This is a genomic window from Allocoleopsis franciscana PCC 7113 (assembly GCF_000317515.1).
Lineage (GTDB): Bacteria > Cyanobacteriota > Cyanobacteriia > Cyanobacteriales > Coleofasciculaceae > Allocoleopsis > Allocoleopsis franciscana.
This window is the reverse complement of the sequence record NC_019738.1, coordinates 3,451,733-3,477,505: the sequence shown is the minus strand read 5'-3', so window position 1 is coordinate 3,477,505 and position 25,773 is coordinate 3,451,733. Positions and strand designations below refer to the sequence as shown.

At 46.5% G+C, this 25,773-nt stretch carries 22 protein-coding genes; 4 read left to right on the top strand and 18 right to left on the bottom strand.

All coding sequences use genetic code 11. The features are described from left to right. Positions 1-9: 9 nt before the first annotated feature. The 5 genes from MIC7113_RS38645 to MIC7113_RS14450 all read right to left on the bottom strand — a co-directional run bounded on the left by MIC7113_RS38645 (position 10) and on the right by MIC7113_RS14450 (position 4,523). On the bottom strand, positions 10-138 hold the full coding sequence (locus MIC7113_RS38645) for a hypothetical protein (RefSeq protein WP_256374811.1): 129 nt from the start codon (positions 136-138) through the stop codon (positions 10-12). A gap of 38 nt (positions 139-176) precedes the next feature. After that, positions 177-878, bottom strand: a complete 702-nt coding sequence (locus MIC7113_RS14465; protein ID WP_041780837.1) for a class I SAM-dependent methyltransferase — start codon at positions 876-878, stop codon at positions 177-179. A 4-nt stretch (positions 879-882) separates the two neighbouring features. Then, entirely contained in the window at positions 883-1,692 is an 810-nt protein-coding gene (locus tag MIC7113_RS14460; RefSeq protein ID WP_015182920.1) for a metallophosphoesterase family protein, read from the bottom strand. After that, positions 1,689-2,459: a GTP-binding protein gene (locus MIC7113_RS14455; protein WP_015182919.1), complete on the bottom strand. Its 771-nt coding sequence runs from the start codon at positions 2,457-2,459 to the stop codon at positions 1,689-1,691. The genes MIC7113_RS14460 and MIC7113_RS14455 overlap by 4 nt, the downstream gene beginning before the upstream one ends. A gap of 159 nt (positions 2,460-2,618) precedes the next feature. Continuing rightward, positions 2,619-4,523, bottom strand: a complete 1,905-nt coding sequence (locus MIC7113_RS14450) for an iron uptake porin (protein WP_015182918.1) — start codon at positions 4,521-4,523, stop codon at positions 2,619-2,621. A 147-nt stretch (positions 4,524-4,670) separates the two neighbouring features. Here MIC7113_RS14450 and MIC7113_RS14445 point away from each other — a divergent pair, with 147 nt between their 5' ends. Next, complete coding sequence (locus MIC7113_RS14445; protein WP_015182917.1) at positions 4,671-5,897, top strand: FAD/NAD(P)-binding protein; 1,227 nt, start codon at positions 4,671-4,673, stop codon at positions 5,895-5,897. Between the two features lie 135 nt (positions 5,898-6,032). Here the strand turns inward: MIC7113_RS14445 and MIC7113_RS14440 are convergent, their stop codons facing one another. Then, complete coding sequence (locus MIC7113_RS14440; RefSeq protein WP_015182916.1) at positions 6,033-8,060, bottom strand: hypothetical protein; 2,028 nt, start codon at positions 8,058-8,060, stop codon at positions 6,033-6,035. A 712-nt stretch (positions 8,061-8,772) separates the two neighbouring features. On the opposite strand from MIC7113_RS14440, the gene MIC7113_RS14435 reads away from it, so the two are divergent. After that, complete coding sequence (locus tag MIC7113_RS14435) at positions 8,773-9,252, top strand: DUF732 domain-containing protein (RefSeq protein ID WP_015182915.1); 480 nt, start codon at positions 8,773-8,775, stop codon at positions 9,250-9,252. A gap of 46 nt (positions 9,253-9,298) precedes the next feature. Here MIC7113_RS14435 and MIC7113_RS14430 read toward each other — a convergent pair whose 3' ends face one another. The 9 genes from MIC7113_RS14430 to crtO form a co-directional block, all read right to left on the bottom strand. Further along, on the bottom strand, positions 9,299-11,311 hold the full coding sequence (locus MIC7113_RS14430; RefSeq protein WP_015182914.1) for a tetratricopeptide repeat protein: 2,013 nt from the start codon (positions 11,309-11,311) through the stop codon (positions 9,299-9,301). A 152-nt stretch (positions 11,312-11,463) separates the two neighbouring features. Next, the gene (locus tag MIC7113_RS14425; RefSeq protein ID WP_015182913.1) at positions 11,464-12,033 is read right to left on the bottom strand and encodes a GTP-binding protein; all 570 of its coding nucleotides are present in this window, start codon (positions 12,031-12,033) and stop codon (positions 11,464-11,466) included. Positions 12,034-12,377: 344 nt separating this feature from the next. Continuing rightward, a complete protein-coding gene (locus MIC7113_RS14420; protein ID WP_015182912.1) occupies positions 12,378-12,749 on the bottom strand; it encodes a roadblock/LC7 domain-containing protein in 372 nt (123 codons plus the stop codon). A 129-nt stretch (positions 12,750-12,878) separates the two neighbouring features. Then, entirely contained in the window at positions 12,879-13,364 is a 486-nt protein-coding gene (locus tag MIC7113_RS14415) for a hypothetical protein (RefSeq protein WP_015182911.1), read from the bottom strand. Positions 13,365-14,138: 774 nt separating this feature from the next. Further along, positions 14,139-14,774, bottom strand: a complete 636-nt coding sequence (locus MIC7113_RS14410; protein WP_015182910.1) for a GTP-binding protein — start codon at positions 14,772-14,774, stop codon at positions 14,139-14,141. 154 nt (positions 14,775-14,928) lie between these two features. Next, positions 14,929-15,300 (bottom strand): roadblock/LC7 domain-containing protein, encoded by a 372-nt coding sequence (locus MIC7113_RS14405; protein WP_015182909.1) that lies wholly within the window; start codon positions 15,298-15,300, stop codon positions 14,929-14,931. Between the two features lie 73 nt (positions 15,301-15,373). Continuing rightward, positions 15,374-15,928 carry a protoglobin domain-containing protein gene (locus MIC7113_RS14400; RefSeq protein ID WP_015182908.1) on the bottom strand — a complete coding sequence of 185 codons (555 nt, stop codon included), beginning with the start codon at positions 15,926-15,928 and terminating at the stop codon, positions 15,374-15,376. 938 nt (positions 15,929-16,866) lie between these two features. Next, positions 16,867-17,994 (bottom strand): saccharopine dehydrogenase family protein, encoded by a 1,128-nt coding sequence (locus MIC7113_RS14395; RefSeq protein WP_015182906.1) that lies wholly within the window; start codon positions 17,992-17,994, stop codon positions 16,867-16,869. Between the two features lie 276 nt (positions 17,995-18,270). Beyond that, positions 18,271-19,965, bottom strand: a complete 1,695-nt coding sequence (crtO, locus tag MIC7113_RS14390; protein ID WP_015182905.1) for a beta-carotene ketolase CrtO — start codon at positions 19,963-19,965, stop codon at positions 18,271-18,273. Positions 19,966-20,398: 433 nt separating this feature from the next. Between crtO and MIC7113_RS14385 the strand changes: the two genes are divergently transcribed. Then, complete coding sequence (locus MIC7113_RS14385) at positions 20,399-20,725, top strand: STAS domain-containing protein (protein WP_015182904.1); 327 nt, start codon at positions 20,399-20,401, stop codon at positions 20,723-20,725. Positions 20,726-20,755: 30 nt separating this feature from the next. On the opposite strand, the gene MIC7113_RS14380 is transcribed toward MIC7113_RS14385, so the two are convergent. Beyond that, positions 20,756-21,895: a PP2C family protein-serine/threonine phosphatase gene (locus MIC7113_RS14380; protein WP_015182903.1), complete on the bottom strand. Its 1,140-nt coding sequence runs from the start codon at positions 21,893-21,895 to the stop codon at positions 20,756-20,758. Between the two features lie 238 nt (positions 21,896-22,133). Between MIC7113_RS14380 and MIC7113_RS14375 the strand changes: the two genes are divergently transcribed. After that, entirely contained in the window at positions 22,134-22,553 is a 420-nt protein-coding gene (locus MIC7113_RS14375) for an ATP-binding protein (RefSeq protein WP_015182902.1), read from the top strand. Positions 22,554-22,756: 203 nt separating this feature from the next. Here MIC7113_RS14375 and MIC7113_RS14370 read toward each other — a convergent pair whose 3' ends face one another. Together MIC7113_RS14370 and MIC7113_RS14365 are read right to left on the bottom strand one after the other, a co-directional pair. Further along, on the bottom strand, positions 22,757-24,160 hold the full coding sequence (locus MIC7113_RS14370; RefSeq protein ID WP_015182901.1) for a cytochrome P450: 1,404 nt from the start codon (positions 24,158-24,160) through the stop codon (positions 22,757-22,759). Positions 24,161-24,361: 201 nt separating this feature from the next. Continuing rightward, complete coding sequence (locus MIC7113_RS14365) at positions 24,362-25,747, bottom strand: cytochrome P450 (RefSeq protein WP_015182900.1); 1,386 nt, start codon at positions 25,745-25,747, stop codon at positions 24,362-24,364. Between the last annotated feature and the right edge of the window lie 26 nt (positions 25,748-25,773).

Below are 25,773 nucleotides of genomic sequence, written 5' to 3'. Positions count from 1 at the left end.
GGACAGAGGTTATCGGTGAGAGTTCAAGCTTGTCTGCCGCCGCACAACTTCACCGTTAAGTTGAATATTCGTTATAACAGCTTTATAGACGGATAAATTACCTTCGATTCCACTTAAAATTGCCCAGTTTGTCATCATTACTACACCACAAATTCTCGTAGTTCAGCCAACTGCAATTACTCTGCAAACGCTAACCAGCCTGTAAAAATAAACCCGGTATAGAAACGGACAACGTTCTTGAATTTAGCTTGAGCCAGTAATTCAAGCGTTCGTTCTTCTGGGATACAGTGGAGATGTTGCCAGATACCATTAGCTAGTTCAGTTAAGCGTTGTGGTTCCATGCCAGCCGTTCTTGCTCGTTGCTGCCAACCGTCTACTAGCCGCTTGAATGACTCAGATTGCTTATCGCCCTGAAAATCGACTAATAAGAAAGGACTACCGGGTTGAAGACGAGAAGCGATCGCTTGTAAGTAATCCAGTTTGGTGCCATCATCCGGCAGGAAATGCATGACTAGCAGACTTGTGGCTGCGCTGAATTGGTGCAATGGAAGTTCCTGAACGAAACCGTTATGAAGGGCGACACGGTTACCTAAATTCAGCGACTCAACTTTTGATTGAGCGACTGCCAGCATTTTTTCAGACGGATCGACACCTGTAAATTGCCAGGTGGGATGAGCTTGTCCTAATACACTGATCTCATTGCCTCCACCCGCTCCAACGATAAGAATATCGGCTGTATCCGTTAGCTCAAGCTGTAACAGAGCCGTTACCATGCTGAGTAAAGCATCATAACCCGGAATACTTTGACGAACCACGATGTCATAATCAGTAACTTGAAAATTGGGATTAGTATCAAAATCGAAAGGGCTTTTAGTCATCGCTTTACCGTTCACACACATGAGTTGGATCATCCGCCATTTCAGCAAACTCTAGTCCTCGTGCTAATCGCCACGCAAAAATAGCAGGTAAGCCTTTATCAATGATCGCAGCACAGGTTTTTTGGTAGTCGTACTCGACCTCTCGCAGAGTTACCTGTTCGGTATCAGTGTCGTAAATCACATAGGTGGCATTCGGCCGCCCATGACGCGGTTCTCCGACCGAACCCACGTTGACAATGCGCTTGAGAGGGGCAGTAAAAGTTTGTTCTTGCTGCTTGCCTGCTGCATTCACTTTGACTTGCAGTTGACTAGCATCTAAGTCGCGGACATAAGGCACATGGGTATGACCGCAGAACAGCACATCAGCACCTGTAGAAATGACTCGTTCAATGGCGAGAAAAGCATCTAATTCGGGTAACAAGTATTCGTGATTGCTATGAGGACTACCGTGAACAAAACACAAGTTCCCTTCTTTTAAACTATGAGGCAATTGAGCTAAAAATTCTCGTGTTTCCGGGTAAATTTCCTCGTTAGTCCATTCATGGGCAAGACGACCCCGTTTTTCGGCTAATACTGAAGGATAGGAGCATTCGCAGGCATTGAGTCCTTCTACGACATCTTCATCCCAGCAGCCTTGAACAGTGGGAATATCTAAGGAGCGAATTTGTTCGACTACGGCATTAGGATAGGGACCGTAACCTACTAAGTCACCCACACAAAAAATTTTGTCAGCGTTTTGGCGATCAATATCCAATAAAACGGCATCTAAGGCTTCGTAATTACCGTGAATGCATGAGATAACAGCAAGTTTCATACTTCCTCTAAGTCTTCTTCTAATGATTCTTGGATTTGTTGTTGGTAGTGATGAATGGCAGCGTCGGCTAAACAACAATCTTTTAAGGTTTGAGAAATTGCTTTTTTATCCAACTCAATCCCGACCACTTCAATCCCACTAAAACGCTGAGGACGCCCTTCTAACCAACGGGGAACAGTTAACTCGGTGTAGGTACTATCAGGAATTCCAGCCACAAAATCAAAGTAAAAGGCTCGTCCGTCAGCTAGGTCAAAAATTCCCTTCACTCGGTTAACGTTGCCATAGGCTCCTTGAGTCAACTCGTACCAAAAGACATTCAGACTTGCTGGGTCTAAAACTTGACCGCTAATCGGCGCACGCCAAAGCTCTGGTTTACCTTCCGTGGGTTCAACTGTAACTCCCGGTACAACCTCGTCCGCCCAAGCGTGCCATCCCGTATTCTGTATGTTTGGTGGCATCAAGGCAACGCGATGAATTGAGAGGTCATCTAACACCGATAATACTGGCTCAACTGACGCTAAATCTACATGAAATCCGAGTTCTATGTAGGTAATCGACTCAAGCCCAGCCAAGTCTGACAATTGATGTTCCTCACCTTCCTTGAGGACTTTGACATCAGGAAATTCAGCAGCAATGCAGGTCATGTCAATGGGAACTGGGTCAGAACCCGGACTGAAATACTGCACGGGTTGGTTGGCAATGGCTAGCTGTTGTCGAATCCAAGTGGTTTTCCCTGCTCCTGGTAAACCAGCGACAGCAATAATCATGGATGGTGTTTTTGGTAATGATTATCATTATACATCTTGGAACAAACGATCGATTGCTCGTGTTTTCTAACACCAAACCTTCTGGAAAGCAGGCTGTAACAGGCAGCGCTAGCTGAAAATGCTTATTCGCCAGCAACGCCTGTTACTCCCCGGAACGTTTTAGAATTCAAAGATGGTACGAAGGGTTCCTACCCAAATGGTGTCGTTATTATTGTTGTGTTCTGGATTGAGAATCACCAGCACACCTGGGTTAAGGGCAATATTATCGGTAAGTTGGTAGCGATACTGAGCCTCCAGATGCCAAGACGTGTCACCATCCTCAAGACCGATATCATTATCAGTCACCTTCGGGGGTTGTCCCACGATGAACCCAAGCAAACTGCCCTCTGAACCCAAGTCTGGTAATGCTAGGGTGACAGCCCAGTTGAAAATAGTGGCATCATCCCCCTTGCTCACCAGGACACCATCGTTGAACCCATCATTTTTAGCGTGAGCTCTTGTCAACCCCGCCCAACCCGAAAGCGAGAAGGCTGGACTGATGCGAAAGCGTGCAGAAACTCCAAAGTGATCGGCTGAAGTGGCTGTATCTTCTCCAAACGGCACATTTGCCAGCTCGCTACCCGTTTCCCCGGAGACAACCACCTGTCCTCCAGGATAGTAGGCTCGCACGTAGGTCAGACCTAACCCCACGCGATCGCTAAGATCGAAACTAAGCTGCCCGATAGCCGCATAGCTACCATCAAACAGTGCATTTTTCTCGCTGGGGTCGCTGGCATTCGGTGCCAGGTAGCCTACAGATAGGCTGAGTGCGTCACTAAAGTTATAAGTAAGACTGGCTCCCGTACCTTCCAATCCCTGGTAGTAAATCGGATTGAACCGCCCAAAACGGGAAATTGCACCCGTGAGTTCTTCCGAGAAAAATTCGTTGAAGTTGGCGAAGTTTTCATTAAACTCACCCCCAACGGCATCGATAACAAATGAGAGCTTCGCACCTTCGGGAGCACCATGTCCGTGTCCGTGTCCGTGTCCGTGTTCCTCTTCTTCCGACTCATGGGACTCTGCCGTTTCACCCACTGAGAACCGATAGAACAACTTCCCAATCCGAACGCTATTGTTAGTCCCCTCATCAAAGGCGAGCCGAGTCATACTCGTTCCAGTTACATTAGGATTATCGTCTTCACCAGGGCCGAAGGGAATGGTATTTAGAGCATCCAAGCGGGTAACTAACAAGTCTTTGCCTGTAAAGCTTGTCTCAAAAAACAGACGTGTTCGGTAGTCGAGAACAATGTTATCCTCTACCTGTTCACCACTGCCATCTGCTTTTTCGTCGCCAAATGCACCACTGGCAGAAAAACTGACTTCTCCCCGAAGCTTGGTAGTCGTGGAAAACTGATGGTCTTCTAAGAACGCCACACGACCTTCCAGCGTATCCACCCGCGTACCCAACGTTGCCAACTCGGTTTGGAACTCTTGCACCAGCCGTTGCAGCGCCTCTAAATCCTGACGAGTAACAAAACCTTCGCCACTGCTGGTCAGTATACGCTCAATTTGTTGCAAACAGGCATTCAATCCAGCCGCAAACTCATACCGGGTTAAGGCGCGGTTGCCGCGATAAGTGCCATCGGGATATCCAGCAATACAACCATAGCGTTCGACCAAATTTCGCAGTGCTTCAAATGCCCAGTCTCCCGGAGAAACATCCCGCAGTTGAGAGACATTGGTGACTTGCTCGAGGGAGTCAGCACCGCCTTCATCGCTATACTGCTCGATTTGTTCCAAAACATTAGCCGTCTCGGATGCTACTAGGTTCTGTATCGGTGTCACTGCTACTGAAGGAGGTTGAGACGCAGCGGGGGATGGTTTTGTAGAGAGCTGACTTATCTCATCTTCTGCGTTTTTTGCATGATTATCCTGTATAGCGGCTACTGAAATTTCTGCCACTGGTCGTTGCACCAGTTTGGTTATTGTTGATGTTTCGCTACCCAGTGCGCTTTCCCCGGCAGCTAGAGTACCCCCAAACAGCACTGGACTCACAAGTAAAGCATTCCACCACGTTTTTGACATCACAATTCCTCACACCCTCGTTCGAGATTCAACAGAAATTCACTCCTGACCTCACAGCACACCCATCACTTAAGGGGTGACTGTGGTTATGATAATCACTATCATATTTGGAATGATAATTATTATCGCAACGAGGTTTGATTTGGCATGGCATATAATTCGGCACCCATACCTACAGGGATTGACATTGCTATCGTTGGTGCTGGTCCTCATGCCCTAACCTTGGTCACCCATCTGCTGCAAAAATGTCAGAAGATGCAGGGCAGGTTTTTAGTGTTTGACAAGAGTGGCAGATGGATGAGCCAGTGGTTTCACGCCTTTGCTGCCTTAGAAATCCCCCATCTCAGGTCGCCTGCGGTTCACCACCCCGACCCCAATCCCTATGCACTGCGGAGCTTTGCCGAATCTCGCCCAACAGAGCTTCATCCCCCTTACGACTTACCGGGTACTCAGCTTTTTCAGGATTTTTGCTTGCATCTCATTAATCGCTGGCAACTGGAGCAGTGCATCGTCCCAGCCCAAGTGACTCACCTTGAACCCCTAACTCAAAGGGGCAAGACTCGCTTTCGCCTTTGGTTAGATAATGGGCATTCAATCCTCGCTCGACGTGTTGTTCTGGCAACGGGGGGCGGTACTCCAAGCTTGCCGGACTGGGTGAGTCACATCAGTACGCCCTATCCACAAGAGCGGCTGTGTCATTCACATGATGTCGATTTGCGCTCATTGCAACTGGCTGGGGAACGAGTGCTGATTGTGGGAGGTGGCTTAACGTCCGGTCACTTGGCAGTGGGAGCAGTGGCTCGTGGTGCTAAGGTAATACTGATGGCACGGCGCGATTTTCAAGAAAAGCTCTTTGATGCCGATCCAGGCTGGCTGGGACCCAAATATTTGAAGGAATTTTGGGCTGAAACGGATTGGCAGAACCGTTGGCAGATGATTCAACAGGCTCGCAATGGGGGTTCTCTCACTCCAGCCATCATGACACAACTGCGACGTGCCTACCACAGTGGGAAAATATCGCTCCACGAGCAGTGCCAAATTGTTGAAGCGATATGGCAGGACAACTATTGGCAGGTTCGCTGCTATGATGGCACAGAGCATCAGTGCGAGCGCATCTGGTTGGCAACGGGAACGAAACTAAATGTTACAGCCAATTCTATGCTGAGCGAGGTTTTGGATGGTTTCCCGACCCCAATTGTTAATGGCTTGCCTGTTCTCGATGCTCATCTTCGCTGGCCTCGTTGCGAACTCTTTGTAATGGGAGGGTTGGCAGCTTTACAGGTTGGACCCGTCGCCCGCAATCTCTCTGGTGCAAGAATGGCTAGCGATCGCATCGTCCCGGCACTGACGAAACCGAGTCTAGCACTTCTTTAGGCAGCTAACATTGAGAAACGTTCAACAAAATCATTCGCGAACAAATTCTGTTTTGTCCGAAGTCCAATACAAACGGAAAAGGCACGATAGCATCGTGCCCTTACGAATAAGCTGTATTACACTTAGCCCAAGACGCTAAAACTGACCTGGATTATCATCTAGCGCCAACAAGAAATTCACCAAATCGGTCTGCTTCGCTGGGTCGTTGACATAGAAATTATGACCCGTACCATCCAGGTTAGCCCGATCTTTACCGAGGGATGGATTTAACGAATTAGCATAAATCACTTTGCTCCGAAGTCCCTGATCCAGAAGAGCGCGTAAGCTATTGGCACTGTCAGCCGATATCCCTTGGCTCAACGTTCCGGTCAATCCCAACCCCGTGGGGTCAACCACCGTAATACCATTAGCCGTAGCTTGAATCGCTCCTGCCCGCACCGCTACCCCACCATCGTGTAAATAAGGCGCACTGAGATAGATTCCCCGTAAGGACGTAGTCTTGTAGCCCCCATCCGGCAAGATGCCATTGGGTAACGTGGTTGGGCTGGCAGAAATGCCTTCCGTTGGCACATTTAAAACTTCTGCATTAGCCGGAACAGGAACGGGAGTATTGAACGTGTAAAGCTTCGGTGCCACCAGCAAATCATTCAGGGCGAGGCGAGATTCGGCACGAGCGGAGTTCGTGCCAATTTCACTCAGGGGGTGAATTTTGTTGTCGGTGAAGAAGGGTGAAGGATGACAAGTAATACATCCCGCCTCTTGAAATACTTTCGCACCACGTTGGACAGAACCATTGGCTAGTGCCTGCTGGTTTTCAGGTGTTTTATTGGGTGGTGGGACGAGACTATTTTCCCAAGCCGCTATAGCATTCATCCCGAATAAAAATGGGCCTTTGGCGCGATCGAGGGAATTGGTGTTAGGGCTGAAAATAAGACCGTTGTAGGTGATTAAGCTGGGTTTCAGTTTGGGGTAAGCACCCGTGCCAGGAGCTGGAATTTGGTCTTCAAGTTCCGCCTGTTTAACATTCGGAGCAACCTTACGCAGCCACTGTGAGGGTTTGACAGGTGATCCCTGTGGTAGACGAATGGTCGGATCGGCGGCATTCTGAAGCACCATACCGAGATAAACTTCGGGATCGACACCAATCGTTTCCGCACTCATTTGAGCTGCGGCTAGCAGGTTAATTTCGGAAGAGTAGACTGAATTAGCCTGTGCACTGAGTCCACCAAAGGAACCGACGGCAAACTGACCATCTGGTAAATAGGGACTACCCTGAAACGTGAAAATACTGGGGATTTGAGTCGTGTTATTGATAATATCGGGTGCACTCTCAAAGTTCCCAAAGGGTACATCCAAGACGGCATCATCAAAAGCTGCTTCAAACTTGTCGGGATCGGGCAATTCGATGATTTGACCCGTACTATCGATGATTTTTTTGCCGTTGCCTTTGTATTTGGGGTCAAAGGGGTTGAGGTTCAAACGCGCAAAACCTGAGGCTGAATTGGGGGCTAGCGCGATAAAAAAGGGAATGGCTAGGTCACCATTCGGGACTCCCTTCAGGGTTTGACCCGTCGGAGAAACCACTGCATGACAAATGGCACAGCTCAGGTCGCCGGTGAGTTTCAATCCTATCGGTAAAACACCTCCCTTTTCCACGTCAAGACCGGTTGGGAAGGCTGTTCCCTTGGGAAATGTGCGACTGCCTATCTTTAAATCTTTTTGCAGAGTTACGATCAAGTTGCTCGTGGGTTGACCGTTTAAGTCAACAATGGCCTTGGCAATCTCTGGCGCAAGGCGAGCCAAACCGACTCCAAAACCAAACACCCTCTGCAAGCCAAATGCGTCGCCAATCTTGCGGTTGAAGAATATATCCTCACCACGAGCCAGTAATTGATCCGTGATTTGGACGGCTCCAATCCGTTGATAGGAGGCTGGCTCTTGGGGGTTGAGTCCTTTCTGGCTGACGAGTTGAGCGGCCTCTTGGGGGGTAATGGATTTCCCAAAATAATCGTAGTTTCCGATTTGCTGGGTTGGGGCAGGCAGGAGAAGAGCCTCCGTGGCTAGCGTTGCTCTAGGTTCCATCAAAATATTCGATAGAACAACTGCCGCTAAACTTGCTACCAGCATCAAGATAAATAGGAAAGCTCTCTGACGCCAACGCATATATGCTTCCTCAATATTTCGGTGTAGAAGAGTGTTAATTTTGTCAGCTCTCGGCTGCGCCGTTCATGGTTCTACCTTGTTATTTCCCAGTAGTTAGGTTAGTGCCATTAATGCCTCGATATATTTAGTCAGGTAGGAGTCAAGGCTCAGAATAACTATTAAAATTCTTAGCCTGTTTAGGCTTAGTTTGATTTGGAATCTGAACTCTCTTCTTCCACCTGTCTTGATTCATACCCATCTACTTCATGTTTAGTTATCATTAAGTAGAGATAGCTAAAACTTTTGGGCAAAAAAAAGTTAAGCCAAAGGCAAAATCTAGAGTCACCTCTCAAAACTAGGCGCTAAAAAATTATCTATCAGGCTTAATTACAGGCATGGTAGTTACTTGATAGGGTTAGCTTAGCTGTCTGTAGTCAAAAAGACTAAGCTAGCACTATAGGAAAGTGTGTATGGGGTTTAAGTGGAATCAGTCGATTGAATTGTGGCTGAATAACGGCTCAGAATGTTGCCAGTTTACTAGAACAATTTTGTTTTTCAATAAACTGATAGGGGGAAGTATAGCGTGATGTGATTACTGATAGAAGTTACAGCTACAATTCTTTAACAATTCCCAGAGAAAAATTTGTTATAGGTAATGGGGAATAGGAATGGATCAGGGGCAACCCCATACCGAAAGTCCGGTTTCATCATGAAGTTCTGTGGGTTCAGGCTTATGAAAGGTACAGTTATTCGGTCTGTAGCTATCCTCTCGCTGGTTGTTCTCCTGCCTGGGGTAGCGATCGCGCAAAGTTTATCATCACCAGCACAGAACTTCCTAGAAGAACCCGATAGTCCCTGTTATGTGCGTCAGTCTGATGGCACAGTGATAGACCTTTCGTCTTGGTGCGTTAAGAATCCCCCAGCAGTGCTGTCTCCTAGCGCTTCATTTGTCTCTAATTTCCGATCGCTGGCGAAGAATTATCCGCCCAATATCAGGCAAGAACTGAATCAGTATAGTGAGAAACACAGAGATAGCGCGATCGCTTCTGCCAAAACCACCTGCCGAGTTCTCCGATATGGCGGATCACAAGCCGAGTTAACCCGCTCTCGTGCCTTAGCCGCTTATCACTCATCCCCTAGTGAGGTCGCCAAACAGCAAATTACTTATGCTTTGGCCATTAACCAGTACTGCCCTGAGTTTGCGAATCGGTAATCTATGGATGAAGTGCTGCGCTTTTGTGCGATCTCAGCCATTCCCGCTAACTCCTGCGAAACCACTGCAAGGCATTCTTGGCGAACTCTAACGGACTCCAAGGTTTCACACCCGTTTGTGCGCTACCCTCGCTCGTTTCACTCACAGAAATTGGCTTCTGAATTAACTCCAGCCACTGTGCGACCCGTTTGGACTTGGGCAAATTGGGGGGCAGTTTGGTGAGAGCTTCTTGCCATAACACGCCCGCCTCCGCTTCATGGCTTTGTTTGAGATGGAAGATGCCCATATTGGCTAACGTTTGAGCTTCTCCGTATAAGTCTCCCAATTCACGGAATATCACCCGACTCTGCTCATAAAATTCACTCGCTTTTTCCCAGTTATCCTGTTGGCAATAAACATTCGCCAGGTTCCCCATGGTCTTCGCCATTCCTGTGCTGTCTCCTAACTCGCCAAAAATAACTAAGCTTTGCTCGTAGCTGTTGCGAGCCTTGTCCCAGGCATTTTGCAAAGCGTACACGTTGCCCAGATTAGTTAAAGTCTGAGCTTCTCCTTGGGGGTCGCCTAATTTGCCACTGGCTTCCAATGCCAACAAGTGAGTGCGTTCCCAATCGGCATGATCGGCATAAATGTTAAAAAAGTTAACTAAGTAGCTCACCAATGGGACAACAATATCCCATGCCTGAGCCTGGTAAGCCCATTCAATCGACGCTAATAGGTTCATCCGCTCTAGCTGAAACCAGTTTAAGGCGGCTAAAAACCAATTTTGCTCTGCGGTTGCTAGGGATTGGTGTTTGTCGTCGCTCAAGACTTGGGCTAAAAGGGGACGAGTCTCCGGCTTGAGAGCCAAGTTGACAATCTCAGAAGCTTCTAGATAGCAGCGAGCGGCCCTCAGACGAGCCGCCTGACGCTCTGAGGCAGGCTCTTCGATCGCTAATTGCTCTTTAGCGAACAGGCGCATCAAATCGTGGAGAAAGTAGCGCCCAACACTTGCTGGCTCCAAGAGTTGCAAATCAACGAGATATTTGACAAACTGCTCGGCGGTGACTGGCTCCAACTCTAGCAGCGCAGCAGCTACCGTTGGCGCAAAGTTTTGTCCTGTGAGTAATCCCAGCAAACGGAACAGACGAGTCGAGATTTCATCGAGCTGCTTAAAGCTAGCCGCAAAGCTGGTGCGGACATCTTGATGATTTAAGCTCAGTTGAGCAATGCGTTGTTGCTCCTGAGTGAGTTCAAGCCAATAGTTTTCTAAGGGGCACTGAGGCTGATTTCTCAGCGTGCCACCTGTAATCCGAATTCCTAGGGGAGACCGACCACAAAGATTGATGATCTGTTGAGCGGCTGCGGGTTCAGCCTGCACTCGTTCTATCCCAACCAATTTCTGCAAGAGTTCTAGAGCTTCCGGTTCTGGGAGTACATCGAGTTCGAGTGGAGCGGCTTCTTCCAGTGCCGCAAGGCGTTTACGGCTAGTAACCAGAACTGCACAAGAAGAACTATCCGGTAGCAAATGGCGAATCTGAGCCGAGTCGTGAGCATTGTCTAATACAACCAAAACCCGTTTGCCTGTCAGAAAGGAACAGTAAAGTTGCGATCGCTCGGTCAGATTGTCAGGCATCGATAGGTCATCGACACCCCAAGCGCGGAGAAAACCAGCTAACACGTCCAACGGATCGAGGGGTTGGCTTTCGGTTCCGCGCAGGTTGACATAGAGTTGAGCATCGGGGAAATCTTGTTTCAACTGATGGGCAACATGAATCGCCAGAGCGGATTTCCCTACGCCTGCCATGCCGATAATCGCTGTAATCCCAAAGCGTGACGTGGGCGTATTCTCGGCGACTTCCCCACTGGGTCTGGTGGTGGTGAGCAAATTAATCGCACGCTCTAGCTCGTCCTGGCGACCTGTAAAATCAGGCAGATCCGCCGGTAGCTGATGCAGAGGATCACAGGTAAAGCGGGCTAAGTTTCCCTGAAAAATTTGTCTAACTTTGTTAGGGTCACGAACGACAGCACTTTGCACACTGACGTGAAAGTGCAGTTCGTACCTTGGTCTATGCTCAACCATTTCTTGCTCCCGTAGCTTGTTGCCACAGTCATCAACACCCGTACTCAGTCACCCTCAAAACTTGTTAAAAGAAGTATGAAGCCTGAAGGGGTAAGTGGACAGATTAACATTTTTTATCCTTGCTCATTCACCCTTCATCGATACTTCACACTTTATCGTTTTTCAGGGGTATGGGATAGTTTCACATTACTGTGGGCAACGACAAGAGCCATTAATACAACCATCGCTTCGAGGACGGTCGTGCGATCATTGGGATTAATATTCACCACAGGGGGTCGATTTTTATCATGAATGTCATAGCCCAGATTCGTCAGAATTTCTTCTGAAGTTAGAGCGCCCGGACAATCTAGATGGGTCAGACCAATAATCATCGGGATTTGGACGCGATCGCTAATAAATGAGACAATTTCACGAGCATAGTTGACATCATTGGGTCGATTAGCTGCGACCAACAGAATATAGCAGTGAGCATTTTGAATTAACAAATCCCACATGAAATCAAAACGAGCCTGACCCGGAGTGCCATAGATATGCAGATCCATATTGGGGCCAAGCACAAGCCTGCCAAAGTCTAAAGCAACGGTGGTTTCTGGTTTAAATAGTGCTGTCCCGTCGGTAGCTGTACGGTCTGTATCTACAACTTCAATTTCACTGAGCGTTCGCACAAACGTAGACTTACCAGCTCCTACAGATCCGGCGACTACTAAACGCATGGTTTTCATTCGATTTTGCTCCGCTAAATCTTACTCAAAAATAGAGAATGAAAGCTGATTCGGGATGGAGTGGAGGAGTGGGAGAGTGGGGAAGAATGAAGATAGACGAGCAATATTGCCCGAATACTCCTCAAGACTGGGGAGACTCTTTATAGCCAGTCATGTTTGAAGCAATAACGCCCTCTTTTACCTGCTTCCTGATGCTTTGGCTTCCCTATCTCTTGGGAGTCAACAAGGCTTGAATTTGGAAATTACTCTAGATAACAAAGTTCAATTTTTGTGACTAAATTCCTCCTACTCAATCCATGAATCCAGGTAGGAGGAATAGTTTCGCGGCACTTACTTAATAGAACTTACAGTAAAAGCAACTTCAGTTCAGCGACAGCACGCTTAATTTCTAACATCAAAACTCCCTGCTTTGCCGCCTTGCTGGCAAGAACGATAAAGACTGCTTCTTCATCGCATTTTGTAAGAATGCTAAAGCCTTCATTGCCCTCTACATAGATGCGGTCAATATCACCTCTAGCCAGTTCTTGACCGATGCGTTCACCCAAAGAAAGCATGGCAGCAGACATAGCTGAAACCCGTTCATCATCCATGCCACTGGGTAAGCTTGACGCCAAGGGTAAGCCGTCAGGAGTAACTAATGCTGCACCTTGAACATCACTGGTTGTTGTCACAAAGTTTTGCAGAATGTGACCAATTTTTTGAGAGTTAATCGCCATTGTTGGATTCCTGATTTAAGTTTATAAAGTATGCTTCGGCAATTTTTTGTTGTTTCTGGTTCCTAAAATTTGTCTAAACTTAGGGCCAGTTTTGACTTGCGTCAAAGGAATGTTTTAGGGAGTCTCAGTTTAACCTAGAACTTTATATTCCAGGACATCATTACTACCACCCCGTAAAATGGATTCCGTCTGTTTTCCCCGTAAGCGCTTACCTAAAAAGGCTTCTAAAAAGCCTTGAATTGCGCCTAAAGTAAAAGTACACTGCCGTGGAGATCCTTCTTCTTCACCTGCTGAGCAAACGGTTTCACGGGTATAGACTTTGTAGGCTTCTCCTTCTTGAATAATCTTGTCCACAATGCACAAACGAGTGCCGTTTGAACCTAGGGCATACTGAACTTTTTCTGTGACTTCCGACAAAGACATTTCTTCACCCTTGTTAGCTAAATTTAACTCTTCCGCTAACTGTTTACCGCGTTGGCGACCGGCCGAAATTAAGGCGATAGCAGCGGCTTTATCTCCGAGAGCTTCTTCTATACCAATCACTACGGCTTTGAAGCAAACGACACTGCTGAACTCGCCGAGTTCTGGACGTAAGGAATTTTTAGTAACTGACATGATGTTGATTGCCTGTATTTGATGTGAACAGATTGAATAAATTACTAAGCGCTTAAACAGTTAGTCCGCTTAGTAATTTCCTGTGTACACCCTGCTGTTGTACTTTCTCCTGATTTAATCTGCTAGACAGTATTAATTACTGACGAATCTGGCTTTAATCAGTATAAATTTTGGGTCTTTATGCCAGAATCAGGTAGTTCTTTATACCCTGTTAGCAGAAAAACTTGATGCAGCTTTTTAAGTCCTTAATTATTTAAGTTGAGCTGCATTCTTAGATAAAACTTATCTTCGCCAACCCAGATATTTTTTCGATAGATTGACTGAGCAGCTAAAAAAACTCAAGTTTATACTTTTCTTTAGCTGTGAGGGGAAATCTATCTCCTTGATTCAGTTTTAGCAAAAATATCTTACTGATGTCTGTAGTCTTATTTAAAATAAACATTAATTTAAAAGCATTTCTTATGAAGTAAACATAAAAAAGGTTTTTGTTGTTTTATATTTATTTCTATATGAATTAACTCATAGATATCTACAATTAAATAAAGCCCAACGGTTAGTTAAGCTTTAAAAGCAGAAAATAATTAATCAATATTCGTCGGTTAGATAATTTTAAATGCAGCCTAAAATTAACAGATTTTTCTGTTTTTGAGAAAAAAACAGAGTGCTGTGAAGTTAATGTTATAAGGTCTACAGCCGCCTAGGGCACAGTACACTGCCTCTTGTACTGTTAAGTAGAGACTGCTATCTCATTTCCTTCCACTTGCTCATCGATTTTTACCGACCTCGTGAGAAGTTCGGCAGAGGGAATTGATAGGGAGTCTTCGCTTTAGCCTGAGGCGCTGGGCTGGGTTCTCCTTTGTTTGTTGATTGAGGTACATTCTGTTGAGCCACCAACAGAGCCATCGACCCCATGACGGCTTCTACGACTGAGCCTCGCTCCGTAGGATTAACGTTCAAGACTGGTGGACGATTTTTATCATTCATAAAGCCCAATCGATTCATAATCTCATCGGTGGTACAGGCACCTGGACAATCGCTATGAGTAATACCAATGAGCATCGGAATCTGTACTCGTTGATTCATAAACAGGAGAATCTGACGAGCATAGTGGAAATCATTGGGTCGATGCGCGGCGACTAAGAGAATATAGGTGTGAGCTCTCTGAATCAAAAAATCCCACATGAAATTAAAGCGAGATTGACCAGGGGTACCGTAAATTTGGACTTCCAAAATGGAACCAAAGACGAATCGACCATAGTCGAAAGCTACAGTGGTTTTTGGCTTTAATAGAGCAGTTTTATCGGTGGCGCTACGGTCTGTGTCTATCACTTCAATATCACTAATTGTCCGTACAAAAGTAGACTTACCTGCCCCTGGTGTTCCTGCTACGACTAAACGTAATGTCTTCATGGAATTTAGCTCCGCAAAAGAAAATTGAAATTAAAGATTGAAAGCTTATCTAGACTTTTGAACCTCGCACCAAGATTAGATTTAAGTGAGATGATACCTCCTGCTCAAGTCTTCAAATTAGCAGGAGGCATGATACTATTCAGAGGAAGTTGAATTAGGACAAAGCTGGCTTTAGTTCCGCAACTGCACGCTTAATTTCTAACATCAAAACTCCCTGCTTCGCCGCCTTGCTGGCGAGGACAAGAAATACCGCATCTTCACCACAACTGGTCAAAATACTAAAGCCTTCGTCTCCTTCTACATAAATGCGATCAATATCACCTCTGACGAGTTCTTTGCCAATACGCTCACCCAAAGAGAGCATAGCAGCCGACATTGCAGAAACCCGTTCATCATCCATCCCTCCGGGTAAGCTTGACGCCAGAGGTAAACCATCAGGAGTGACCATTGCTGCTCCCTGAACATCAGAGGTTTGGGAGACAAAGTTTTGGAGAATATTCCCCAATTTTTGAGAATTGATAGCCATGCTTGTGTTCCTGCTCTAATTTAAAATCATGGAATTGGGTTGATGTTTGGTGCTTGAATTGACCGCAAAGGATTTACATTGAACCGGCACCTGTTGCGATCAAACGTCTGAAGAGACCTTCAGTCCAGCCAGTTTCTTTGAGTACCGCAGCTGAACTAACTTCTACGTAAGCTTGCTCAATGAAGGCTAAATCAATCATACAAATTCGTCCTAAAGCATCTCGTAATTCTTCAGGCTTGCCATCCGCCTTCAGTTGTTTGCTAACTTCATTCACTACCGTTGCCATAGCTGGCACAACATGTTGGGGACCAATTCCAATTTGCACATGCACAAGGCCAATCCGCCAACGACGATCAGCATAGGCATTTCCCCATTCATCCATACCTGTAAACATTTCATAAAACCAGGGAATAAAGGTTTCACGCAAGCGATGAATACGCCCCTCTTTGGCATTCATAATGGCATTCATTTCTGGATCGCGACTTAAGTATTCGTAGAAATGATCTGCCATTGTCGGCGCAATTGCTTTTCCCCATTCAGCATGAAATTTTAGAAGCGCTTTGTCTTCACTTGTAAAATTCACACGTTTTTCCATTGTGGTCATGAAGGTATGGGAATTTAAGCTCATAATTTTCCTTTGGTTTTCCGCCTGAATTGAAATTTTTTTACTTTTCCTTTCTAACAGTTTAAACAGGTGCTTCCTGCCTACTTCAGGATTTTTTTTGTATTTTTTTGATGAAGAACTTTTGGTCTTAGTTGACCATAAAATTTTTCCAAAAAAGTAAAAAAACTTTTGTGATAAGTTCCTGGTTTATTTCCTTGGGCTTGTATTTAAAACCTGATAGATACTGAACACATAAGCATTATACCTATCAAGTATTTACTTCAGTTTCAGCAATTTATTCTAAGTATTTCTATAGATAAGCAGGGTCTAAATTCCTACTTTTGGAGATATTAAGAAATTCTAGATAAATTACTGATAGACTCTCTACCTTGACCTAAGCATTTGGTTTATTAATATCTCTCACAAAGAAAAATTTCTACTGCCGTCGCTGATTGGAGTGTTATATAGAGACCCTGAAAAATGCAAATCCGGTTTTTGTAAAAATACGGTTGGTGGGGGAGCAGGGGGGAATTTAGATATAAACTATCGTCACCCTTCTTTAAAGCGTGCATATTTGGGATGCTCCCTACTGAAAACCCTGTTTACTAACCTTTTCATCCCTTATTGATTAAATCCGGAGGGTTGGAGCGCTAAATTTTCCTCAAAATACCTATATTTATCTTCAGTTACGTAACTCTTACTCTAATTTTTTATCGTTTCGTAAACATAAACAATCTAAAAATTGTTTATGTAGCTTGATGGAGTGCTTAGTAAAAAAGATCGGCTAAATAACCACCAATTTCAAAAAATCTGTCTCAAAAACAACACTTGTACAGACGGGGAACTCCAGCCATAGTGTATCGACCTCTGTTCTCAAAAGGTGAAAGGCTGAGAGTAGTGCGTAACTACTCTCTAATTCGGGAGTATCTCCTCTGGTATGAATATTCTTGGCTGAGGCTTTATTAGGCTACAGGAGAAGGTATTACGGTACTCTCAACATTAAGCTTGAGACCCCGACTTTGAATGGTTTGTTTAAACAATTCAGTCGGAAGAGCCTGTTCAACAGGCCAAACACCTGGTTTCTTAAGTTGATTAGCAAGCATAAGTTCGGCAATGCTACCAGTACCGGCACCCGCCGCCACGGCTGTATTTTCATGCACCAAAGTTGAGCAAATCAGGGTCGGTTGACCATCTTTTTGACCCCGAACTTCAGAGCGAATGGCGACACCAATACCACTGACGCGATCGCTCACACTCGTCATGCGGTGACTGACATGGGACAAAAACTCAATCCCCGCTGGATTTTTGATCCAGGAGGGCGGAAAGATGTGAGCGGCAATCCAAGTGAGATGATTGTAAAAGTCGGGAATAGAGCCAAACTTGGTAATAACTGTTTTTACAGGGAAGGAGTCAACGAGTGTAAAAGCTTCTGGCATATCAAACCAGTAAACTCCTGCTTTACCATAGGGTTCCGGGAATTGAACCGTTTCGCGTGCGCTATAAGGTTTCACCGATTGCCATTGATTATCAATCCAAGCTTCAAACGGTTCTTGTAAACCCAGAAATGTTGTCCGCATGACCGTCACCCCAGCACCACCGGAACCCGCTACCACATAGCTGAGGTGAATTTGTTCCGCCTGATCGAGTTTTTCGACATCGTGACGCACCATGCTATTAGAGATGCCGGGAAAGATGCCCGTGTTAATAATCGCCGTAACGCCCCCTGCCTTAGCGGCATCCCCTAATGCTAGCGCTTTACGAGTGAAGGAGCGGCTATCACTGACATCTAAATAGTTTACACCCTGTTCGATGCAAGCTTTGAGGACACTCGTATCCCGGTAGAGAAACGGCCCTGCACAATGAATCACAAGCTGATGAGAAGCGATCGCTTTTTCTAACCCTTCATAATCTGCTAAATCCAAGGCCAAAAACTCTATTTGCGGCGATTCCTGCCGCTGCACAGAGGCTTCAGATTTCAACGTCCGTCCTGTCACAGTAATCTTGGCCTGAGTATTTGCAACAAGGTCTTGCGCTACACTCCTGCCGATTCTGCCTTGTCCTCCAAGAATTAAAACCTGCTGGTCTGTCATCGCTCCTGCATCAGTAACATTGCGTTCCTTATTTCACCACTTTTGCTTTGTCCAAATCATCATTAGCTCGGAGGACATCTTCTCTGTAAAAAGGTTGATGTTAGTCGTCCTAGGGGAGATGTTTGAACGCAACTTAGATGAACCTATAAAATTAGTCATTAATCAATAGTCAGGAAATTTTGACCAATGAATAATAAACTTTTTGAAAAAACCCCTGTCACCTTAAGTAAGGGCGCACCCTTAGAGCGCCCCTACGGGTACTGATGACCAGACTCCTTAAGTAATCTTGAATACAGACTCTACTGCTGATTTAACAGTATTACCAGCATCTTTCAGCTTTTGGGCAATTGGCTGTTGAGTATTGAGAAACACACGAGCACAGTTACGTCCCGGCATCCCAGAGATCGAACCGCCTGGATGAGTCCCAGCACCTGTGAGATAAAGATCTTCAATCGGCGTCTTGTAGTTAGCAATTTCCGGCAAGGGACGGAAGAAGACCATTTGATCGAGGGTCATGTCCACATGGTAGTAATTGCCTTTGTATGCCCCCAACCGCTCTCCTAATTCTGCTGGGCTTTCTACACGACGAGCCATAATCGCATTTTTGAGATTCGGCGCATAATCTGCCAATTTATCAATTACGCGGTCAGCCACTTTGTTTTTCAGTTCATCCGTCCAACCTGTACCCTTCAAACCTGTCCCCTCAGCACCAGCAATTTGGTAAGGAGCGAAGAACTCAATCCATAACGTATGCTTGCCTTCGGGAGCCATTGATGGGTCTAATACGGTTGGGACATCCAGGTACATTGAGGGATTAGAGTCGGGAATAATTCCCCTCGTTGCTAGGGAGTGGGCTTCTTCTACATGAGCCACAGAGTCAGCAATCAGCACTGAGCCAATCAAGTACTCGTCTTTGTGGTCAAATCGTTCAAAACGTGGCACTTCCGACAGGGCACAGTCAATTTTAAGAATGGTTTCATTGTTATTGACAATACGTCGTTCCAATCGATCTCGTAGGTTGGGATCGGCTGAGTGGGCATCAGCCGGGTCAACCATTTGCAGGAACAAGCGTCGAGCGTCAATATTAGAAATCACACCTTTGTTAGCGCGGTACTCTTGACCTCCACCCACTCTGACACCGACAGCACGACCGTCATCCACTAAAACTTGCTCAACGTGCTGGTCACACAAGACAACGCCACCTTGACTCTTAACCAGATTTAATAAGGCTTTAACCAGTGCGCCTGTCCCGCCACGGGGTCTAGCCATACCAGGGTTATGACGTAATGACATCATCATCGCCCCAATGGCAAGGGTTTTTTGGGAAGGAGGCGCTCCTAATTCTGCGGCGAGTCTTGCTAGGGGGGCTTTGAGGAACTCGGAATCAAACCATTCGTTGAGTAGGTCTTCTGGGCTGGTTAGCATATTACGAACCAAGTCCAGGGCTTTATCAACGCCACCGATGACGGAGAGCAGATCTTTGATATTTTGTGCGCCATAGTTGCCTGCAATATCGATAATCGACTTAGGCGGCGCATTGAACATGGGAGTAATGGCTTTGGTGACGCGCTGCCAGTAGTCGATAAATTCAGCGTATTTTTTAGCATCGCGATCGCTATATCGGGCAATCTCCGCACAAGTCTTCTCAACCGACTTGTGACCCAAAAAATACTTCCCGTCGGGATGAGGGCAGAAGACAACGGGGTCACAGAATAGATATTCTAATCCGTATTTGGTTAGTTCTAATTCTTCAACAACAGGGCCGAGGTGAATAAACTCGTGGTCAATGGCACAGAGGTTGAACTTAAAACCAGGGGCTTCTTCTGGCATGACTTCTTCCGTTGTAGCTGCACCGCCAGGGACGGAACGCTTTTCCAGAAGTAACACACTGTAACCCGCTTTTAGCAGGTAGGCAGCACAGACCAGTCCATTATGACCCGCACCGATAATAACGACATCGTAAGATTGCATGAATAACGCTCTACAAAACAGTAAATCCAATAACTCCCTGATTGTAAAGAAATGAAAATGTTCGCTAGTCTATCACAGGAAGGATATTGGGGGATAGTCCCAAGTGAATAGGGAAGGCTCTAGGAGTAGATTTTTCAGGGTTTTTGCCACAGGAGCATGGCCTAGGATCGAGCATTGAGTGTGGGGGGCAAATCTTAGAATCCCGTGGTGTATGACGCCTGAGAGAAGGTAACCCTAGAGAACTCAGCAATTGCTGAGGAAGCGTTTATCTAGCGCTTCGCTCAGAGAGAGCGGATAATGATGACAGGTGCTACTGCCTCTTACTCTTGGATTGATAGTTCTATCGATCACAAGAGTCTGGCTGAAACTCTTTGCCACAGCTATACTGGCAAAGTCTGGTTCTTTGTGTAACTAATTAAGTCTGCAATAGCCTATGAATCCTGTAGTTAAAGTTGTTCAACCCTCTGGAATCTTAGACGGCACTAAAGCCGGTCAATTTCGTCAAGAGATTGCTAACCTGGTGGATTCTGGTGTCGATATGGTGTTGGTTGATTTCCAAGACGTTACTTTCATGGACAGCTCAGGGTTAGGGGCGCTAGTTTTGGCGCTGAAAACGGTTCGGGCTGCTGGTGGCAAGCTCTTTATTTGCTCGGTTAACGAGCAAATAAAAATGTTATTTGAACTAACGAGCATGGATCGCGTTTTTGAAATCTTTGCAAATCGAGAAGAATTTGAAAACGCTATTGTTTCTACCCACTAAGGCAAGAGAATCTCTTGCCTGAAGACCGTGTTAATCGAAGTTGATTTCCAGTAAAGACAAATCATCATCAAAATAGTCTTTGGGGTTCACGGCTTTAATAGCCTCCAAAATCTGATCTAAGTCACGAGTATTTTTACTCCTACATTCCGTCAGAAGCTGGACGAACGGATCAAGTCCCCAGATGGTGCCGTCTGATTGGTTAATCTCGTAGATCCCATCGCTGAAAATATACAGGGTGCTGGGTTCGACGATTTCACAGCATTCATCAATATAATCGGCATCAGGGAACATCCCAGCAGGTAAGCTTGGAGTCTTCAAGCGTTGCACCTGGATGAACGAATCTGACCTTCCAGAAAGCAATAGGGCAGGTGGGTGTCCTGCACTGGAGTAAACCAGTTGACGCTTGACTCGGTTATAGACCGCGTACCAGATGGTAAAGTACTTATCATTCTTGTGGGTCATCTGGAAGGTTTCGTTCAGTCCTCGTAAAACATCGCTGGGTTGATAGTAATTAATTTTAGGAAGCGCTCGCGACCTGAGAAGATTCAAAACTTGAAGCGTCGGTAAGGCAGCTCGTAAACCATGTCCAGAGGCGTCCAAAAGATAAACGGCTAAATGCTCTGAATCGAGCCAATAATAATCAAAGCCATCACCTCCCAGTTGCCGAGAAGGAATAAAGCGAGCATCGATTGTTACAGGTGGCTCTGTCAGTCGCTCGGGCAGAATCGAACTCACATATTCAGCCGCTTCGGCTAATTCTTCCTCCAACAACTGCTTCTGATGTTGCAAGTCGCGGTTAGCTTCATGTAACCTCAATCCGGCCCGGACTCGTGCCTTCAATTCAGCCATTTCCACTGGCTTGGTCAAAAAGTCATCCGCGCCCGCATCCAGCCCTTCAACCCGATCCTCAAGTGCATTTCGAGATGTCAGCAAAATGAAGATAGTCGTTGAAAGGTCAGGTGTTGCCTTAACTTGGCGACAGACCTGTAGTCCGTTCATCTTTGGCATATTCCAGTCACAAAGGACAAGTCCCGGACGTAGCTTGCGTGCCAGTACTAGACCGTCTTCACCGTTACTGGCAACTGAAACCTCGTAACCTTGGCTGTGCAGTGTCCGCTTCAGCAAGATTTGAATCGCCGGATCGTCATCAATAATCAAAATTTGGTTCATGGCATCGAGGTACTACAAGTCATGCTTAGAAGATTGCAGATGCACAGATTTAGAAGGTCGATAATTACTAGGTTCAGTTCGAGTGTAGTCTAATGAGAAAGTCAGATAAAACTGCACAGCAAGTTAATCAATGGTAGAGCATGGGTTAAATCCAGGCTAGACTAGATTTTTCAACAGGGAGTATCGGCATCTTGACAACCACGATGAAAGTGTTGTTGATTTAAAAGGCTTTGAGCAATTGAAAGACTTTCACCAATCTAGCAAGCAAGTAAAGAGTGACCTCAAGGTATTAGAAGAGGTTTTGTTGTGGTTTGACCAACTTAACCGACCTTCTATCCCCAAAAAAGTTTGGTTACAGTGCCAATTAGCCTTAGCCGAGGGGTTCACCAACGCCGTCCGTCATGCTCACAAAGGTCTCCCGACCAATATATCCGTAGATCTTGAAGTTACTATATTCCCCCAACATTTAGAACTGCGAATCTGGGATCATGGGCCGCCGTTTGATTTAGAACAGTGGCTCCAGGCTCACGAGCATAAGATAGATGCTAGCGCTGGGGGTGGGCGTGGGCTGGCAATTTTACAACAAATTGCCGACCAGCTCAGTTATACGCGCACGGATGACAACCGCAACTGTTTATTGCTCGTGAAACATTATTAAGAGACGCCATCCTATTGGGTCTAGGCAAGGCTTTCTGGCCCTCGCGCCCAGACTCAGGGTCACCTAAAAGAGGCGAATCAGGCTGAAATAGATCGGGTCGCCTGCCAGGGGCTTTCTTCCAAGCGGGACGAACTCCTGCTTCTACCAGAAATTTATCCTTCATACTTCATAATCTTGTTTCGTCAAATTGTTGATTAGCCGCATTAATGGTTACTCGTGAGCTTATAATCCCAGACTTTAATCGCCGGAAAGGGCTTAGTAGTTCGCTCGTGCTTGACCACAACCGGAACCCCTCCCGAAGGAACTAGGGTAATGCCCCGACGAACGGGTCGCACAGGACGGGGATCGGCTAACGCCAGCTGATAACGGGATAGAATTGTTGCCAGCACGAGTTTCATCTCTAACATTGAAAAGGCCATTCCAATACAGCCACGAGCGCCACCCCCAAAAGGGAGATACTCATAAGGCGAGAATTTTTGGTTGAGGAACCGCTCTGGTTGGAACTGCTTGGCATCTGGGAAGACTTCTGGACGGCGATGAGCCAGATAAATACAAGGAATCAGAATTGTTCCCGTATCAAAATGGTAGCCTGCCACTTGCACCGATTCCAAGACTCTTCGTGGTGTACAAATCAAGGCAATGGGATTGACTCGCAGGGTTTCGGCGCAGACGGCTGTCAGATAAGGGAGTTGGGCGATCGCTTCTGGCTGGATGTCATCCCCTAAAGCCTCAAGTTCTTTTCGTAATTTCTCATCCCCTGAGGCGGTAGAGTAAATCCAGTAAACAGCCCAAGCCAAGACAGCGGCTGTCGTTTCGTAACCGAGGAGCAAGAGTGAAACGAGTTGATCACGCAGCTCAACATCACTCATCGGTTGACCGTTCTCATCTCGCGCTGATATCAACATTGAGAGGATATCTGTGCGAGAGGCATCAGCTTGCTCACGGCGTTCTTTAATCTCGTCGTAAATTAGGCTGTCAATTTGTTGACGGCGTCTCAGAAAGTGCCCCCAAGGACTCCATGCTCCTAAATCCCGCTGTAGGGGGGGGAAGAAAAACAAACTGGAGTACCAAGGAGTCGTAACGTCATCTAAGAGTGAACTCAGCCTTTGTTCGAGATCTTGATAACGAGGGCCGGGATCGATGCCAAACACAACCCTTAAGATAATCTGGAGGGTAATTTGGGGCATGACCTCCTGCATGGATACAGTAGAGCCAATACTCCAGCCTTCTATCGCCTGCTGAGTAATTTCGCAAATCAGTTGACTATAACTTCTCATGCGTTCGCCATGAAAGGGAGGCATCATCAACTGACGCAAGCGATTATGGCTACGTCCCTCCTGCAAAATGATCGACTGCTCTCCCATCAGAGGTTCAAAGACATGGGTGGCTTTGCGAAAATCTAACTTGGAGGAAGGCAACGCAAAAATTTCTTGAATGGCGTCAGGATTGCCGAAAAATACAACCGGCGGAGAATTTAAACCCAGTACTCGTGTGGTGAAGGTGTCTCCATAGTGTTCTCGACAGTTATCCAAAAATTGAGTTGGTTGTGCAATTAATTGAACTGTCTGTAATAAAGAAGGGGTCTGCGGACCGTCAGGCAATTTCATGAGTAGGTTTTTGTCAGGAATAATCGTTGTTGACTTCAGTCAAATAACCAAAATCAACAACAAGAGTTGTTTTTTGGGTTTAACATACTCACCCAGAATTTCCGCCATCGACAATAGCAAAGCGGCATTAGGGCTTAACAGCTCAGGATAGATTCATCTCATGTTCAGGTTCATCTGTCCATAGCGAAGTTAGAGAGGACTTCATCCCACGCTGGCAACGGTTTGGGACACGGGCATTTTCTCCTGACGCTGACCCATCATAACCAGTCGGATGCTACTATCGGGGGCGGTAACCAAACCCCGGCGCGTCGGTCGTACCTCACGATTATCCGCCAGTTTCAGTTGAACGCGGGACAGTATCTTCGCCAGTACCACTTTCATTTCAAACTGGGCAAACGCTAAACCAATGCAGCGCCGACTGCCGCCCCCAAAAGGTAAATATTCATAGGCAGAAAATTGACGTTCTAAAAAGCGCTCTGGCTTAAACTGCTCCGGTTCAGGGTATAAATCTTCTCGGCGGTGGGTGAGATAAATCGAGCCAATCACGACTGTACCCGGCTTAAGGTCGTAACCCATTAGCGATAGAGGGACTTTCACCACCCGTGGGAAGGTCAGCATGGCAACGGGATAAATCCGCAGGGTTTCCGCGCAAACGGCGCTCAGATAGGGCAGTCGGAAAATGGTGTTAGGGTCTGGGTCATCACCCAAGCTATCCAGTTCCTCTAGCAGTCTCTCGCGCACCGATGGTAGCTTGTGAATCCAGTACAACGCCCAAGCTAATGCCGTCGCCGTAGTCTCATGACCGGCGACCAATAGGGTCATCAATTCATCATGTAACTCTACATCCGTCATTGACTCACCGGCTTCATCCTGAGCCGCCATCAGCAAGCTGAGGATGTCTGTGCGAGTGGGATCGGGGTGTTCTCGACGTTCCTGAATTTCCTCGTAGATCAGTTTGTCCGTCTCTCGCTGGCGGCGTAGAAAGTTCCCCCAAGGAGTCAGTGGGCCTAAATCCCGTTGTAGGATGGGAAAATAAAGAATACCGGCGCTGAAGGGAGAACTGGTCTCATCCAGCAGGGCAGCCAGAAGGTGTTCGAGTTGTTGACCGCGTGGGCCTTCATCTAGACCAAATACGGCTTTCAAGATCACCCGCAGTGCGATCGCTTGTGTGGAAGACCGGACACAGAACGGTTCATCTTGCCTCCACTGCGACATGACTTGCTCGGTCACCTTCTCAATGAGCTGACTATAAGCTCGCATTCGTTCTCCATGGAAGGGAGGCATTAACAGTTGCCGCTGACGCTGGTGACGTGCGCCGCTCACTGTGATCACCGAATGTTTTCCGAGTATAGGCGCAAAAATTTCGTTAAATTCACCCGGAGCCTCCCAATGCTTGGAGTCGCTCAAAATCTCCTGCATTGCCTGGGGATGGCTCACAAAAACTACAGAGCCAAAATTTCTACCTACAGGTAATGTGAAGCAATCGCCATACCTTCGGGTATAGTCTTCCATTAAGGCCATAGGGCGAGCAATCCACTGGAGCATCTGCACTAAGGGTGGTGTGGATGGACTAGGAGGTAATGTCATACTGCAATTCCTAATTCAACAGCGAG